We start from the raw sequence: 16601 nt of genomic DNA, 5'->3' as shown, positions 1-16601 counted from the left end.
CTTTTTCGTTTCCCTTATACGGTCATGATCTCTTTGCTCTTTGCATCCACTGCCGCATCAACTTCTTTAATATATTTGTCTGTGCTCTTCTGGATCTTATTCTCAAGCTCTTTGATCTCATCCTCGGACACATCCTGTTTTGCAAGTTTCTTATATGCATCGTTTGCATCACGACGGATGTTACGGACTGCAACTTTGGCACCTTCACCTTTTTTCTTAACATCTTTTACAAGCTCTTTACGACGTTCCTCAGTAAGTTCCGGGAATACAAGGCGGATTACTTTACCGTCGTTGCTTGGGTTTAATCCAAGGTCAGAAGTAAGGATTGCTTTCTCGATTCCTTTGATCAGGCTGGATTCCCATGGCTGGATCTGAATCATACGGGCTTCCGGAACAGTGATGTTTGCCACCTGCTGTAATGGTGTCGGAGCTCCGTAATAATCCACTGTAAGTTTGTCAAGGATATGCGGGTTTGCACGTCCTGCACGGATCGTAGCCAGTTCACCCTCAAGGCTTACCAGTGTTTTTTTCATTTTCTCTTCATATTTCTGAATTCTTTCATCCATTAGGTTAGTCTCCCTCTTTTATAGATTTTATTATTATACAATAACTTTTGTTCCGACGAATTTGCCATGAACGGCATTGATAATGCTGTCTTTCTCATCCAGTGCAAATACCAGCATCGGCATCTTCTGTTCCATACACATGATAGATGCAGTCAGGTCCATCGCTACCAGTTTCTTCGCAACTACTTCTTCGATGGAAATCTCATCATATCTCACTGCATTCGGGTTTGTCTTCGGATCGCTGTCATAGATTCCGTCAACTGCTTTCGCAAGAAGAATCGCTTCTGCCTCGATCTCTACTGCACGAAGTACGGTTGCTGTGTCTGTGGAGAAGTACGGATGTCCTGTACCGCCTGCAAAGAATACGATCTTGCCCTGTGCGAAGCTCTTTTCCACTGCGTCTTTGGAATAAAGGCTTGTAAATGCGCCGCATACGAACGGTGTGAAAACCTCCGTCTTTAATCCGAGATATCTGCAGATATCAGATACGTAGATACAGTTCATAACTGTTGCAAGCATACCGATCTGGTCAGCTTTATTTCTGTCGATTGTCTCGCTGGTACGTCCTCTCCAGAAATTACCTCCGCCGATTACGATACCAATCTGCAGACCTTCCGCAGCGATCGTCTTGATCTGTTTCGCAACTTCAATAACAGTTGCCTCATCAAATCCGGTCTTCTTCTCACCGGCAAGGGCTTCACCGCTTAATTTTAATAATACACGCTTCATAATTAACTGTCTCCTGAAATTAATTTTATCGCAGATAACAAAATTTGCGATATGCTGCCTGTTTAACAAGCCAGATATCATGTTTCATCTTCTGCTATATTCGTATCTTTATTTTACCATATTCCGGCAACAATTTCATTACCATTTTCATCAACAGTAGTAGAAACTGTAAAATTGCTGTAATAGTGGAATCCGGTCTTGCCAGTCTCCGGGTCATCCTCATAGCTGCTGCCCTGTGGTGATCCACATGCACCCTCCAGCGCATCCAGTGACTGTCCGATGTACTGCTCCGCTGTAGAAATCATATCTCCGCCGTTTCCGTTATCTCCCGGATCATCATCGCCACCGCCGTTTCCGTTATCTCCCGGATCATCGTCTGAACCACCATTTCCGTTATCTCCGGAATTATCTGTACCGCCGTCGTTTCCGTTATCTCCATTATTATTCTGATCATCGCTGTTGTTATTGTTATCTGTTGACTCAGAATTATCTGTTGAATCTGTAGTATTGCTGCTATCTGTGGAATCAGAATCACTGTCATCTGTCATTCCCAGACGTTTCTTTACATCAGCAAGGGTAGATATCTCTTTCTTAGTTGTACCTGTCAGATATTTCGCATACGGAATCGAGTCATCACCTGTTCCATCCATGCATAATGTAATCTGTGAAATAGTTTTCAGCGGGATGTCGCGGAAGAAACATTCATTCTTCTCTTCATCTGTATAGGTGATGCGGATATCACAAGACGCTGTGCTCTTGTTTGCAGTTGTCTGTGTATCTGATGGCATATAATACAGGGCTTTATCCTTATCCTTCAGTGTAAACATACCATTGATAAGGTCTTCTCCCCATCCATCATCTTCTTCATCCTCATCGGAGCTGTCTTCGTCGCTTACATGTGTACGGATATAAAGTGCCTGAATGTCATCACCAGTATTATTTACAAATACCACCTTGGATGCTGTTGCAGTTTTCTCTCCCATCACATTCTTTATATCATCATCTGATGTCTGCTGCATATCTACCATGTCAACTGCCTTGGTAACCTCAGGAGTTGGCGTAGCAGTTGCCTGTACAGGCTCTGTCTCTGTCGTCTGTTTCTTACCACATCCGGTAGCGGCTACTGTCATTACCAACAGACCTGCCAGTATTAAATAACGTTTTTTCATATATATTCCCTCCTATATCCGGAATATCTTTTTTCTTTTAACATTTCCATTTTTTCAATTTCCTATTATTGCAGAGTATCGAAAACTTGTCAACCAAACGCATTCGGATTTCATACATTTTTTAGACTTTCGGATTTCGTGTTTCCTCTTTTTCATCTATTATGCCATAAAAAGAATCATTTCTTGTAATTAGCACATCTTTTTATAATCTGTTATTTATGCCAAATATAAAAGCAGCAGGAAATGCCATTATATTATTCTGGCGTTTCCTGCTATCTTTTAGTATATCGTTTCCTAAAACGATGTGCGGGATTATATGTTTACTTGTCAGTACAGATTCTTGACTTTAAAGTCTCTCTCTGCTTCTCTTCTCTGGTCTTTCTTCGCAATGTCCTGTCTCTTGTCGTAGAGCTTCTTACCTCGTGCCATACCGATTTCTACTTTTACCAGACTGTCTTTGAAGTAAACTTTCAGCGGTACAAGAGTCAGACCTTTTTCTTTCAGTTTTGCTTCTATCTTATTGATTTCAAATCTGTGAAGCAGGAGCTTACGGATTCTCAGCGGATCCTTATTAAAAATATTGCCTTTTTCATAAGGACTGATGTGCATTCCGTAAATGTAAACTTCTCCGTTCTCCACGCGGATAAAAGACTCTTTGACACTGCATTTGCCCATACGCAGAGATTTTACCTCTGTTCCTGCAAGGGCAATACCTGCTTCATAAGTATCTTCTATAAAATAATCATGAAATGCCTTTTTATTATTGGCAATCAGCTTCATTCCTTTTTTCTTTGCCATAATATCCTCCAAGCCATTTTTATTCAGTTATAACATATTTATACAAAAACTTCCAGACAGGAACTTTACTGTGATTTCATTTTGTCTGGCTCGGTTACTGTTCACAGGTAGCATCCCGCGAGGCGTTTTTTGTGAGCGAAGGTCACAGAAAACCCGGGACATACCGCGCGAATTTATGCGTTTAGCATAAATTCTGTGCATCGCGTAGCGTGTTACTGGACACGGAGAGAACAGTAACCTGGCTCGCGCTGCATCTTTTACATTGAGTAGTGTATAAATATCAAATAGCCTCTTTATTCCTCAATTTCATCATCTGTATCCCATATGTCAGAAACCAGCTCAAAATCCACTGTTTTCAGCATTTTGTCTGCATCTGCCACGCGAACACATACTTTATCTCCAAGCTTGTAAACCTTCTTTGTCATTTCGCCACGAAGTTCATAACTTTCCTGATCAAACACATAATAATCATCACGCAGTGTATTGACATGTACCAGACCCTCTACCGTATTCGGAAGTTCCACGTAAAGTCCCCATCCTGTAACGCCGGAGATGATTCCTTCGAATTCTTCCCCAAGATGATAAGACATATACTCTGCTTTCTTCAGCTTGTCTGATTCACGCTCTGCCTCATCTGCACGTCTTTCGCATACACTGGACTGTCTTGCAACCTCATCCAGAATCTCTTTGTAATGTTCGGTTCTGCCTTCACGCATCAGGCGGCCTCTTAAGTTATCTTTGATGATTCTGTGGATTTGTAAATCCGGATAACGTCTGATTGGTGATGTAAAGTGACAATAATATTTCGCTGCCAGTCCGAAATGTCCGCTGCATTCTGTTGTATATTTCGCCTGTTTCATAGAGCGAAGCACCAGGCGGCTGATCATTGCTTCATTTGGAAGTCCCTCGATACTCTCAATGATCTGCTGGATTTCCTTTGGTGTGATCTCTTCCTTTGCTTTCTGAATCTTCACTCCCTGATTATGAAGAAGTGTCAGAAGACTCTCTACTTTCTCCGGATCCGGATTATCATGAGTTCTGTATACAAATGGAATCTCCTCTGTGCAGTATTCCTGTGCCACTGTCTCATTTGCCATCAGCATGAAATCCTCAATAATCTTCGTTGCCACATTTGCCTCGTATGGTTTTACATCAATGGCTTTTCCTGCAGCATTGAGAATGATCTTGCTTTCCGGAAAATCAAAATCAATGGAGCCTCTGTGGTGTCGGCTGCTTCGGATGATCTCAGACAATTCTTTCATCATAAAGAACATCGGAATCAGTGCTTCATATCTCTTCTTCGCATCCTCGTCCGTATCTTCAAGAATGTTCTTTACATCTGTATAGCACATTCTCTCATCTACGTTAATCACTGTCTCTGCAATCTGATGAGAAACTACCTTACCTTTTTCATTAATGTCCATCAAACAGCTTAATGCCAGTCTGTCCTGTCCCTGGTTCAGGGAACAGATTCCATTAGAAAGGCGTTCCGGCAGCATTGGCACAACGCGATCTGCCAGATAAACACTGGTTCCCCGTTTCAGTGCTTCTCTGTCCAATGCACTGCTGTACTGAACATAGTTACTTACGTCTGCAATATGAACGCCAAGATGATAAATATCTCCCTCTTTTGACAGAGAGATGGCATCATCCAGATCCTTGGCATCTTCACCGTCAATAGTAACAGTCTGCAGATGTCTCAGGTCCAGTCTTCCATCTCTGTCAGCATCCAGTACGTGATCCGGAACTCTCTGTGCCTGCTTCTGTACTTTATCCGGAAATTCGCTTGGAATTCCGAAGCTCTTGACGATTGCCAGAATATCTGTACCCGGTGTACGGATATTTCCCAGATTCTCTTTGATCTTGCCTTCCGGGTTCTTATTTTTTGAACCATAATCTGTGATCGTTGCGATTACTTTATCCCCATTTTTAACTCCCGCAGCTTCTTTTCGCGGAATAAAAATGTCCTTGGAAAATTTCGGATTGTCACTGATCACAAACCCGAAGTCACGGTTCAGCTGATAAGTTCCCACAATCTCCGGCATGCCTCGTTCCAGCACTTTCACAACAACACCTTCCTGACGTTTGCCTTCTTTCTGTCCGTCAAGGATGATGATCCTTACCTTATCCTGATGCATAGCGGTTCCTGTGTAGGCTTCCGGGATAAAAATATCTTCGTCCTGTCCCTCAATTTCTACAAATCCAAATCCTTTCGGATGTCCGATAAAAGTTCCTTCTGCAGGAGTTCCTTCCAGATCTTCTTCACGATATCCGTCTCTTTCATCCCGAAAATCCCGTCCCCGATTCTTCCGGCGATCCTTCTCCCGATTCCACTCTTTATCTCTGTCTTTTTTCTTATTTTTACTGTCTTTATCGTTTTTATCTTTATTCTTCTTATCTTTCTTCTTTTTTCCGAAATCTGCTTCATACTCATCTTTTCGGTCATCATAGTGGCGGTCATCTTTTTTCTTCTTCCACTTTCCTTTGACCTTCTCGTATCTGCCTTTGTGGTCTACAGACACCTTACCTTCGTCACAAAGCTTATCCAGAACATCGTACAGATCTTTTTTCTCCTCTTTTGAAAGTCTCAGAAGAGAAGAAATCTCACGAAATCTCATTGGCTGATAAATGGGATCTCCCATCAGTTCAAGGACAAACTTCTTTCTGCGTTCTATATCTTTTCTACTCATCTTTCTCCTTTTATTTCATTATAAACAAATATTACCAGTGTACTGACCAATACTCAATTAACACCCCAGGAAGTATAACACTCATGCAATTCAAATGACACAAAAAACACCCTTGTACGTGACAAGAGTGTTTCCAGTTTCTTACTCAATTAACCAAGCATATTTAATGCTACAGATATTACAAAAAATAAAATTCCCATAATAGTGGTTGCCTTTACAAGTCCGCCCTCCATGGAACGTCCCTTGTTCTTACCCCAGTAAGTCTCTGCTGCTCCGGCAATAGAACCAAGTCCCTGCTGCTTGCCTTCCTGCATAAGAACTACTACTGTAAGAGCGATGCAATCTATTATGAAAATGATACTCAGAATGATCTTAACAATATGCATTTCGTTACACCTCCTAATCAACTGAGTTTCATTGTAACATAGCCGCAGAGGGATTTCAACCACATTTCCGAGTTTTTAACAGCTTTTTTCGCTCTTTTTAAAGGGATTTTCGTACACTGCAAGTTCTCCCAGCGTCTCATGGATTCGCAGAAGCTGGTTGTATTTTGCATTTCTGTCCGAACGGCAGGGAGCTCCTGTCTTGATTTGTCCGGCTCCTGTGGCAACTGCCAGATCTGCGATAAAAGCATCTTCTGATTCTCCGGAACGGTGCGAAATTACTGCTTTGTATCCTGCTTTTTGAGCCATTTCCACTGCATCCAAAGCTTCTGAAAGAGTTCCTATCTGGTTTACTTTTACCAGAATCGCATTGGCAGCTTCTAATTTGATTCCACAGGAAAGGCGCTTAATATTAGTCACAAACAGGTCGTCTCCGACAAGCTGGATTCTATTTCCCAACCTCTCTGTCATCTGTTTCCATCCTTCCCAGTCGTCTTCCTCCAGACCATCTTCAATAGAAACGATTGGAAATTTCTCGATCAGTTTCTCATAATATTCTATCATCTCCCCGGAATCTCTGAGAACTTCTTCTCCTTTCATCTGGCTCTCACCCGGAAAAACATATATGCCTCTTTCTTCATCATACAATTCACTGGCCGCCGCATCAATCGCAATGCAGATATCTTTTTCCGGTTCATAGCCTGCTTTTTTTACCGCTTCTATGATCAGTTCCAGTACGCTTTCTGAATCCGGAAGGTCCGGTGCAAAACCGCCCTCGTCTCCGACTGCCGTCGACAGGTTCTTCTGTTTCAGAATGATTTTGAGAAACTGATATACTTCTGCGCACATACGAATGGCTTCTTCCATATCTTTCGCACCGACCGGCATGATCATAAATTCCTGCAGATCTACGGTGTTATCCGCATGGCATCCCCCGTTTAAGATATTCATCATCGGTACCGGCATCTGCCTGGTGTGGCATCCTCCCAGATATTGATACAGTGGAATACGAAGCGCCGCCGCTGCTGCCCTTGCCACTGCCATAGAGACTCCAAGTGCTGCATTCGCCCCGACGTTGCTTTTATTATCTGTACCGTCTGTCTCTATGATTTTCTTATCAATATAAGCCTGATTCAGAGCATTTTCCCCAAGAATGGCTTCTGCCAGTTTTATATTTACATTCTCTACTGCCTTACGAACGCTAAGTCCCGTATAGTATCCTTTCTCTCCGTCACGAAGTTCTACTGCCTCAAACTTCCCGGTAGATGCTCCGGAAGGAACGATTGCCCTTCCTGTATATCCATTGATTCCAATCACACCTTCTCCTACTGTAACTTCGACTTCTACCGTAGGATTTCCTCTCGAATCCAGTACTTGTCTTGCGTGAACCCTTCTTACAGGCAGATAACGTAACATATTAGAACCTCCTGCTTCTGATATTTAACCGGATCAGGTAAATCCACTGCCCTGACTGCAAATAGAAATAATCAGCAAATATGGACTTGCCTGTATCCGTTTGACTTGCTTCATAAACATATTTTTACCCAATGTTCTTCTTAGTATGCGCTGTTTAAACATATTCAATCGGATATTCGCAATTGAAGCAGGGGACTTACTTGATTCGGTTAAAAAACACTGGTTATTTTTTGAATTCATTATTATTTTCAGAATATTTTATTAGTATAAATCATTTTAATTATATCTTTTAAATATTTTTGTAAATTTTCTATTTTTATACTTGACATTTCAATCTTTATCTGTTATATTAAGTTCATAAAACAAAAGGGATTACGAAAATAAAAAAAGAAAAGGAGTGAGACCACCGAAAACATAACTTCTTCTTTATAATTTAAGAAAGTGAGGTACAGACCACCAGAATAGCTAAGTTTCAAATTCATGATTCATAATTTATGAAAGGCAGGTACGGACCACCAAGAACTTAAAGTTTTAAATCCAATTAAGTTTTATAAGTTCCTATCAAACACAAGGAAGGTACAGTCCAATGAAAACCTAACGATTTACCTTATTTTAACTCATTAACTATTCCATATGAAGAAGGTACAGTCCAATGGAAATTTAATTTTTTAAATAATAACCAATCAATACAGGGAAGGTACAGTCCGATGAAACGTTAACGATTTATCCTATTTAAAATGTAACAGTTAACAGCATATAGAAGGTATAGTCCAATGAAAACTTAACGATTTACCCTATTTTACATCTGATATATCGAATCAGACATACTAACAAGGAAGGTACAGACCAATGGGACAGTAAGTTTTAACATTTAATATTTCAGTTTTGTATATAATTTCATAGAAAGCGAGGTATCATCCCTTGGATACAGAATCTTAACAGGAGCCACGATAAGTAATAGATCGATGGCTCTTTTCTTTTGCATAATTTTCTTAAGATATCTACATTCAAATTATTCACCTGTTCTCATTGCTTACTGCCTTTCTCAACCAAAACAGACAATGATACAATGGATTGCTGCTTAATTCAGCACTGAAGCTTCTATCTTTCTTTTTTATCTCATATATTAAAGCAATACCACATATTTTGAGGTTCTCATCTCTATGCGTCGCAAATACATATCACAAGTCAAATTTTTCTCAGCCAGATCTATAAGGATTTTTCTTTTATTCTTTATGTCTGCACTCATTGGATCGGTTGCCGGAAAGATTGTCTCTCACCATACCGCAAAACAATCCGCTCTCCCATCTTCCTCCCAAAGTTCCAACTGGGGGCTTAGCTTTCAGGAAGAAGGAAAACGTCCTGTGGGAAATGCCACAATTGAAGAGCTATCCCGGTATAATGCCTTTTATGCTGAAAACACTGAGGAGAAGAAAATCTATCTTACTTTTGATGCCGGCTATGAAAACGGAAATACACCCGCCATTCTGGATGCATTAAAAAAACATGAAGCCCCGGCTACATTTTTCGTTGTGGGAAATTTTATTTCTGAAAATCAGGATCTGATAAAAAGGATGGAAGCCGAAGGACATATTGTTGGAAACCATACGATGACACATCCTGATATGTCAAAGATTTCCACGCAGGAATCTTTTCAAAAAGAACTGTCTGGTGTAGAAGATATTTATAAAGAAATTACCGGTAAGGAAATGACCAAATTCTACCGGCCGCCGCAGGGAATTTACAGTACCCTGAATCTGTCTATGGCCAAAGAGATGGGATATCATACCTTCTTCTGGAGTCTTGCTTATGTGGACTGGTATCAGGATAATCAGCCAGATCCGCAGGAGGCTATCGAAAAGCTGACCAGACGAATTCATCCCGGTGCTATTGTTCTGCTGCATAGCACATCTTCTACTAACGCGCAGATTCTGGATGAACTCTTGAACAAGTGGGAAGATATGGGATATTCGTTCCATTCCTTAAATGAGCTGATTGAACATTCCTGATCCCGTTCCCCGCATGCAAGATTTTCATAATTGAAACAAAAGTTAACTCTACCCCAAAAGGAGAGGCACTCATCAGGATCTTTAACCTCTCCTTTTGTTTATAAATCAATACTTATGAGAATATCAATTTATGCTACGTTACGTGATTTTGTAACCGTCCTGCATTTTTACAGTTACGGTTCGTTTTTACAGATAATTATTCAGCGTCTTCTGCTGCTTCAGTTTCTTCTGGCTCTTCTGTTGTTTCTGCGTCTTTTGTATCATCAGATGCTTCATCTGTGTCTGCTGCATCTTCTTTGTCAGCATCTTCTTTGTCAGCATCTTCTGTTGTTTCTTCGCTGTCTACAACTCCACCTTCAACTACCAGATCTTCCGGATCAATGTTGTCACCATAAACAGGTTTCAGAGTTTCTTCAAAGTCTTTGTGGAAGAACTGTTCGTCTGCAAGAGATTTGATTTCGTCATTGATTGCATTGAGAAGATCTGTATTACCTTTCTGTACTGCCGGTGCGATTGTATCAATATCACCAAGGGATTCGATTCCTACAGAGAAACCTTCGTTCTGCTGAGCCCATGCAAGAACCTCTGTGTTATCTGTGGAGAATGCATCTCCTCTTCCATCCAGAAGTGCATCATATGCTTCCTGATATTCATCGAATTTTACAAGTTCAATGTCCGGATAGTTTTCTGTGAAATATGTTTCTGCTGTAGTTCCTTTTACAACGATCAGTTTCTTACCTTCCAGATCTTTTACATCTGTGATCAGCGCATCATCAGGAGAAACAACACCAAGAGCTACTTTCATGTATGGAAGTGCGAAGTCTACTTTCTCTGCTCTTTCATCTGTTACTGTGAAGTTTGCAAGGATCACATCAATTTTTGCAGACTGCAAGTATTCTACACGGCTTGCTGCTTCTACATAAGTAAATTCTACATCACCTTCACTTCCGAGGAGGTCTTTTGCAAGTCTTTTTCCAAAGTAAATATCGTATCCCTGAACATCACCGTTTTCATCTACATATCCAAATGGATTCTTGTCACTGAATACACCGATCTTAATCTTGCCGTCTTCTTTGATCTCATCCAGAGTACGGGCCTGTGCAGTGTTTCCTCCGTCATCTGCCGCACTTACAAGAATACTTCCGCCAAGAAGTGTTGTTGCTGCCACACCTGTTGCTAATAAAACTGCTAATATTTTTTTTTTCATGTTCTTTTCCTCCATGTTTTAAAAAATTTTGATTTTATTATAATCTTTATAACCAGCTCTCGTGATATCCTGCTATTTCATGGTTATTATCACCCATTTCAGGATTTATACAATATTCTGTTTTCCTCTATCTATTTTTTCACTGTTTCATAATGGAAACTGTTCAGGAACTGTTTTGCCCTGTCAGTCTTCGGATCATCAAAGAACTGTTCCGGAGTGTTCTCTTCTACAATATTTCCCTTATCCATAAAAATCACTCTGTCTGCTACGGAACGGGCAAATTCCATCTCATGAGTGACGATCAGCATGGTCATTCCTGTCTTTGCAAGTTCCAGTACTACCTGAAGTACTTCTCTTACCATCTCAGGATCAAGTGCTGCTGTAATCTCATCCAGAAGCATGATCTCCGGATGCATCAGCATGGCACGTACAATGGCAACTCGCTGTTTCTGACCACCGGAGAGCTGTCTTGGATAATTGTCTTTCTTATCCAGAAGACCAACCCTGTCAAGAAGCTGCTCCGCTTCCTTTTTCACTTCTTCTTTGTTTCTCTTCTGCACTTTCATCGGTGCCAGAAGAAGGTTATTTAAAATTGTCATATTCGGAAAAAGATCATAGCTCTGGAAAACCATTCCAATCTTCTCTCTGACTTTGCTTATATTCTTTTTCTCTTTCTCATAGCTTACACCGTTAAGCTTCAGTACACCGCTGTCAATCTCTTCCAGTCGGTTGACACATCGCAGGAAAGTACTTTTTCCACATCCGGAAGGTCCTACGATCACCACCACTTCTCCCTTTTGCAGAGAGAAGGAAACATCATCCAGAATAGGAACATTGTTTACATATGATTTCTTTAAATGTTCTACTTCTAAAATCGGCTGTCCCATTCATTTATCCTCATTTCTCTATTAATCAGCAAACTTCTTTTCCAACACTCTGGAGAGTCTGGAAAATGGAAAACATATGATAAAATACATAAAGAATACTGCACCGTATACCCAGAGAGCCGCTGTCGGATTTGTATAACGTGATGCATCTATGATCTGTTTTCCAACTTTCAATACCTCTACAACCCCAATAAGCGCTACTAGCGATGTGGTCTTGATCATTCGGGTAAGAAGATTCACCGCAGATGGAAGAAGTCTTCTTATAGTCTGTGGAAGGATAATATAAAGATAGACCTGCCATTTGTTTAATCCAAGACCATATCCGCTGTCATACTGGTGTTTAGGAATGGATATCAGCGCACTTCGCACCAGATCGCCCATTTCAGCAGTTCCCCAGAATGTAAATACGATAACCGCCGCTGTCTCACCGGAAAGGTTCATCCCCAGATGCTTGGCCGCTCCGAAATATACCAGGAACAAAAGCACCAGCTGCGGCATGATTCTTACGATTTCAAGGTAAATGCGGCAGATAAACTTAATGATTTTATTTGGGATATTCATTACCATCCCAAGAAGAAATCCAAGGATTATGGAAAATACCATGGAAATCAGTGCAATTCTTATTGTTACCCACAAGCCCTGCCAGAGTCTTAATGAGTTGATTCCCTTAAAAAGAACCTCAATCCCCATATTCTGCATAGCGGACTCTCCTTTCTACAAATGAACAGATAAGTGAGATTGGTAAAAGTATGATCAGATATGCGATTACCAACATAAACAGGGCTTCATCTGTTTTATAATAAATTCCGATCAGGTCTTTTGTCACAAACATCAGGTCTGCAAGTGCTACTGCGCTGAATACGGAGGTTTCCTTAATAAGAAAGATCGCATTTGCACAGAATGCCGGAATAGAATTGGATACCGCCTGGGGCAGGATAATGTTTGTAAATACCTGACTCTTACTCATTCCAAGGCTTAATGCGGATTCTATCTGAATCGGTGGAACATTGTCCAGGCCGCTTCGGAAGGCTTCTGCCATATAACTGCCTCCAAGAAAGGTCAGTCCTGTGATCGCACACTGTTCTGAACTGAGGACAATCCCTATTTTCGGCAGACCGAAATACAGAAAAAACAACTGGATCAACAATGGTGTATTTCTGGACAGTTCAATGTAACATTCCACGATCTGACGAAGTACAGGAATCCTGAAATACTTAATCATGCTACAGACAAGCCCAACCACAATGGCAAGCAGCACACCAATCACTGCCATGTGAAGTGTAAGCTTCGCTGCCTCAATATAAAGAGGTGTCTGCTCGCGGATAAACTCAAAATCCATGGTTACTTTATTCTCCTTCTATTATTATGATTTACCGTTATAATGAACGGTTGGGGCGCTGGTGCCGCTTATTGCTTGACTTGGGTAAAGCGTTACATCTGCGCATCTGTGAATTATCATAACATTTCAGGCGTCATCCTGCAAGCTTTTCATAAATTGCATCTGCAAGTCTGCTATGTCCCAACTCATCCAGATGCTCCTGATCTGCTTCACCAGACCGGGCAAATTCCGAAGCCGGAAGGTAAGAAATATTTCTTCTTCTGGCAATTTTCTCATACACCCGGGGCAGATTTCGTGACACTTCAACAGAATTCTTATCGAATTCCGGATCAAAATCCTCTTCCCAGATTCTCTCCCCAAGGTAGATGGGAGATACCAGCAATATTTTGGCATCCGGGTTTACAGTGTTGATCTGATCAAGGAGCTGTTCAATCCCCTGTCCAATCACTTCCGGGGTTGCGCTGTATACGCTTTTACAGTCGTTGGTGCCAAGCATAAGAACGATAGTATCTACCGGTCTGTGGCTCTCAAGGATTGCCGGAAGCATTTCCGTTCCTCTTCTTTCTGTGCGGAATGGATCGTCGAATACAGTGGTTCTTCCGCAGAGTCCTTCTTCGATTACTCTGTAGCCTTTTGTTCTTACTTTGTCATCCAGGATGCTAGTCCAGCGGGTACCCCATCCGTATCTCTGATTAGTAGTTCCCGGGATTAAACCGTATGTATTGGAATCGCCGAAACATAGGATTTGTTTCATGTCTTGTCACCTTCTTATCTGATATTTTTTATGGGAATTTTTTGCTTCCCCTGTTTTCATATTGATTTTATAGGAATACTATACAATCTTTATTTTTGTTTGTCAATCCCTTTTTTGTATTTTTTTGAAAATGTTTATTGTACTTCATAAGTCATAAAGGGACGCTCAGAAATATTTTTATATCAAATAATGTAACTTAACATAAAAGAGCAGCTACTACACCGGACACATTTGTGTAATATCTGCTCTTCTTCGTGCGATATTTTGTTATAGATTATAGTGCGGGTTTATGTCATTTCACAGGGAATTTCTTTCTTGCCAGATCAGTTCTGCTTTTTCCTTATACTTCTCAGAAAATAGCAGATCGACCACGCAATACTCATTCCTGCTGCAATTCCAAAAGCAAAAAGAAAGGTATCCCTCCCATATTCCAATGCCTGAACTGTATTTCCTTCCACAATACTACTCATACAATAATAAAGAGTGCTTCCGGGAATCAGAGGAATTACGGAAGTAACAAAAAAGGATGTCGATGTTTCTTTACAGATTCTTGCAAGAATTTCCGCATACACATCTGTAACTAAGCCAGCCAGCAGAGTCGGAAGAAACACATTACCCCAGAATTCTTTTCCCAGAAGAAACACCAGCCAACTAAGAAAGCCGCCAACTGCTGCCAGAGGCAGATATTTCTTTTTCATGTGAAAAAGAATTCCAAATCCTACAGAGCCAATGGCTCCGGTAATTAATTGTATCATGATTGCTGCAGTCAAAGTCCAAACCTCCCAAATAAAATAATTGCTCCCATAAATCCAAGTGCCAGTGCCGCAGCAAGAAGCAAAGCGGCGATCAGGCGGATGATTCCGGAGAGTGTATCGCCAATAAGTACATCCCGGATTGCATTTGTCGACATCAATCCCGGGATCAAAAGCATAATATCACCGATCATAATCTTATCCATGCGAAGGAATGGGTACAGCAAGGTTAATCCACAGATTGCACAGCCTGTAAGAAAAGACGCCACAAACTGAAAAGTCACTTCATTCATGCATACCGGACGAAGATATTGCTGCAATCCCCAGATCAGAACAGCCCCAAGTCCTGCTGCAACAGCATCCGGAATACTTCCACCATAAAAAAAGGCAAAACTGCATGCAGCCAGAAGGCTTCCAAGAAGTTTCCATAGCGGTTTTGTTTTATTTTTATTGATTTTATCAAATTCCTTCCGAAGCTCAGCTGACGAAACAGGATGATTACAGAAACGACGGCTCAGGTCATTCAACTGCTCCAGTTTGGTAAAATCATTTCCACCACTTTCCCTGATCCGTCGGGTCTGTGTCCGCGCTCCTTCTCCCGGAAATTCCATGGTAATAACGATACTGGATGTGATCACAAAAACATTCATCTGTGCAGCACCACAGGCATAACCCATTCGGTTCAGCGTATCCTCCACCCGAAAAATCTCTGCACCGCTGTTTAACAGTGCGTCACCCATATCAAGAAAAATGTGTAAAAAATCTTTGGACGTCTGCATAGGAATACTCCTTTAATTTTATAGAAAAGAGTACGGCATAATATACGCCAGCATCTCATTTCTGCACTTTTGTATTCTGATGATAGCTTAAGTATAAAGCTTAACTGCCGCTAATACAACTTCTATTTTTATAGTGCTTTCATAAAATATTAGTCCTGAACTTTATATTTTTTATATTTCGCAGGTGTGGTCCCTGTATATTTTCTGAAGATTTTTATAAAATAGCTCTGTGTGGAAAAGCAAAGATATTCACTGATCTGTGCTGCTGTATAATCTGAATAGGTCAGCATATTACAGGCTGCTTCTATCCGTTCCTTCTGAATATAATCTACAATAGACATTCCTGTCTCTTTTTTAAATAATCTTGAAAGATAACTGGCACTGATCCCTGCTGTCTCTGCAGTTTCTTCCAGTGTGATAGAAGCATGCAGATGAAGATGAATATATTTTACTGCCGCTTCAATTTCTCTGCTGTAATGTATCATTCCGGACTTTTGCACTTCCTGGGCAAATCTCAGGGCTGCTTTTTGTAATAACTTTTCTATAGAAGATTTACTGGTGCACTCTTCTACTGTCTGAATATAACCGTCGCTTAATGCATAAGCAGTTTCTTCAGGTACGCCACCTTCAATGGCAGCTCTGGTAAACAGCGTAATTCCTGCGATAAACATATTTTTACTGTTTCGCAGTTCATTTCTGGACAAGATTCCAGGGGTTCCATCCGGTGTGATCTGAAAAACGGACTGTATTCTGTCTGTCTGGCCATTCCTGATAGCATCATACTGCCGACGCTCACTTGCATAAGATTCATGTTTCTGTAAATTCTCACGTCTCTCAAATAGAGTATTCCTGCTCCGGTTCTCTGCGATCTGTTGTTCTCTTTCGTTATATTTCTTATTTTTCTCCTGCATCTTTATTCCTCTCGCTTATACAGCAATATTTTGTTATTTATAGCAACATTTTACTATATTTTATCATTTACAGGTGATATAGTCCAGATAAAGGCAACACAAACAATCTGTTTCACATATATCTTAACTTCCTATAAAATTAACTCTCGTCATGTCCAAACAACGCATTATTCATAGTCAAAATCTTCTTCATCCCAGTCTGGATACTGTTG

General features: G+C 40.8%; 16 protein-coding genes. 1 reads left to right on the top strand and 15 read right to left on the bottom strand.

Annotated features, from left to right (window positions below):
* Positions 1-14: 14 nt before the first annotated feature.
* The 7 genes from frr to eno all read right to left on the bottom strand — a co-directional run bounded on the left by frr (position 15) and on the right by eno (position 7751).
* Complete coding sequence (frr, locus tag ACTNC0_RS15380; protein WP_441088063.1) at positions 15-566, bottom strand: ribosome recycling factor; 552 nt, start codon at positions 564-566, stop codon at positions 15-17.
* A gap of 33 nt (positions 567-599) precedes the next feature.
* Entirely contained in the window at positions 600-1295 is a 696-nt protein-coding gene (gene pyrH, locus ACTNC0_RS15375; protein ID WP_441088062.1) for a UMP kinase, read from the bottom strand.
* Between the two features lie 113 nt (positions 1296-1408).
* Entirely contained in the window at positions 1409-2464 is a 1056-nt protein-coding gene (locus tag ACTNC0_RS15370; RefSeq protein ID WP_441088061.1) for a hypothetical protein, read from the bottom strand.
* A 327-nt stretch (positions 2465-2791) separates the two neighbouring features.
* Positions 2792-3262, bottom strand: coding sequence for an SsrA-binding protein SmpB (smpB, locus tag ACTNC0_RS15365; RefSeq protein ID WP_441088060.1), 471 nt, complete (start codon positions 3260-3262; stop codon positions 2792-2794).
* A gap of 293 nt (positions 3263-3555) precedes the next feature.
* Complete coding sequence (gene rnr / locus ACTNC0_RS15360; RefSeq protein WP_441088059.1) at positions 3556-5952, bottom strand: ribonuclease R; 2397 nt, start codon at positions 5950-5952, stop codon at positions 3556-3558.
* Positions 5953-6101: 149 nt separating this feature from the next.
* The gene (gene secG, locus ACTNC0_RS15355) at positions 6102-6338 is read right to left on the bottom strand and encodes a preprotein translocase subunit SecG (RefSeq protein WP_441088058.1); all 237 of its coding nucleotides are present in this window, start codon (positions 6336-6338) and stop codon (positions 6102-6104) included.
* Between the two features lie 75 nt (positions 6339-6413).
* Positions 6414-7751, bottom strand: a complete 1338-nt coding sequence (gene eno, locus ACTNC0_RS15350) for a phosphopyruvate hydratase (RefSeq protein WP_441088057.1) — start codon at positions 7749-7751, stop codon at positions 6414-6416.
* 1163 nt (positions 7752-8914) lie between these two features.
* Between eno and ACTNC0_RS15345 the strand changes: the two genes are divergently transcribed.
* Positions 8915-9760, top strand: a complete 846-nt coding sequence (locus tag ACTNC0_RS15345) for a delta-lactam-biosynthetic de-N-acetylase (protein ID WP_441088056.1) — start codon at positions 8915-8917, stop codon at positions 9758-9760.
* Positions 9761-9956: 196 nt separating this feature from the next.
* Here ACTNC0_RS15345 and ACTNC0_RS15340 read toward each other — a convergent pair whose 3' ends face one another.
* The 8 genes from ACTNC0_RS15340 to ACTNC0_RS15305 form a co-directional block, all read right to left on the bottom strand.
* Positions 9957-10967 carry a cysteine ABC transporter substrate-binding protein gene (locus tag ACTNC0_RS15340; RefSeq protein ID WP_441088055.1) on the bottom strand — a complete coding sequence of 337 codons (1011 nt, stop codon included), beginning with the start codon at positions 10965-10967 and terminating at the stop codon, positions 9957-9959.
* A gap of 131 nt (positions 10968-11098) precedes the next feature.
* The gene (locus ACTNC0_RS15335) at positions 11099-11854 is read right to left on the bottom strand and encodes an amino acid ABC transporter ATP-binding protein (protein ID WP_118585852.1); all 756 of its coding nucleotides are present in this window, start codon (positions 11852-11854) and stop codon (positions 11099-11101) included.
* Between the two features lie 21 nt (positions 11855-11875).
* On the bottom strand, positions 11876-12553 hold the full coding sequence (locus ACTNC0_RS15330) for an amino acid ABC transporter permease (protein ID WP_008708209.1): 678 nt from the start codon (positions 12551-12553) through the stop codon (positions 11876-11878).
* The gene (locus ACTNC0_RS15325; protein WP_118585855.1) at positions 12534-13193 is read right to left on the bottom strand and encodes an amino acid ABC transporter permease; all 660 of its coding nucleotides are present in this window, start codon (positions 13191-13193) and stop codon (positions 12534-12536) included. Before ACTNC0_RS15325 ends, ACTNC0_RS15330 begins: the two co-directional genes overlap by 20 nt.
* 133 nt (positions 13194-13326) lie before the next feature.
* Positions 13327-13947 carry a GDSL-type esterase/lipase family protein gene (locus ACTNC0_RS15320; RefSeq protein WP_441088054.1) on the bottom strand — a complete coding sequence of 207 codons (621 nt, stop codon included), beginning with the start codon at positions 13945-13947 and terminating at the stop codon, positions 13327-13329.
* 323 nt (positions 13948-14270) lie between these two features.
* Positions 14271-14717 carry a threonine/serine exporter family protein gene (locus ACTNC0_RS15315; RefSeq protein ID WP_441088053.1) on the bottom strand — a complete coding sequence of 149 codons (447 nt, stop codon included), beginning with the start codon at positions 14715-14717 and terminating at the stop codon, positions 14271-14273.
* Positions 14714-15478, bottom strand: coding sequence for a threonine/serine exporter family protein (locus ACTNC0_RS15310; protein ID WP_441088052.1), 765 nt, complete (start codon positions 15476-15478; stop codon positions 14714-14716). Before ACTNC0_RS15310 ends, ACTNC0_RS15315 begins: the two co-directional genes overlap by 4 nt.
* 149 nt (positions 15479-15627) lie before the next feature.
* Complete coding sequence (locus ACTNC0_RS15305) at positions 15628-16389, bottom strand: helix-turn-helix domain-containing protein (RefSeq protein WP_441088051.1); 762 nt, start codon at positions 16387-16389, stop codon at positions 15628-15630.
* Positions 16390-16601 lie beyond the last annotated feature (212 nt).

This window comes from Blautia sp. HCP3S3_B11 (genome assembly GCF_052064435.1).
GTDB lineage: Bacteria > Bacillota > Clostridia > Lachnospirales > Lachnospiraceae > Blautia_A.
Note: the sequence above shows the minus strand (reverse complement) of the source record. Positions and strands in the feature narration are given on the sequence as shown.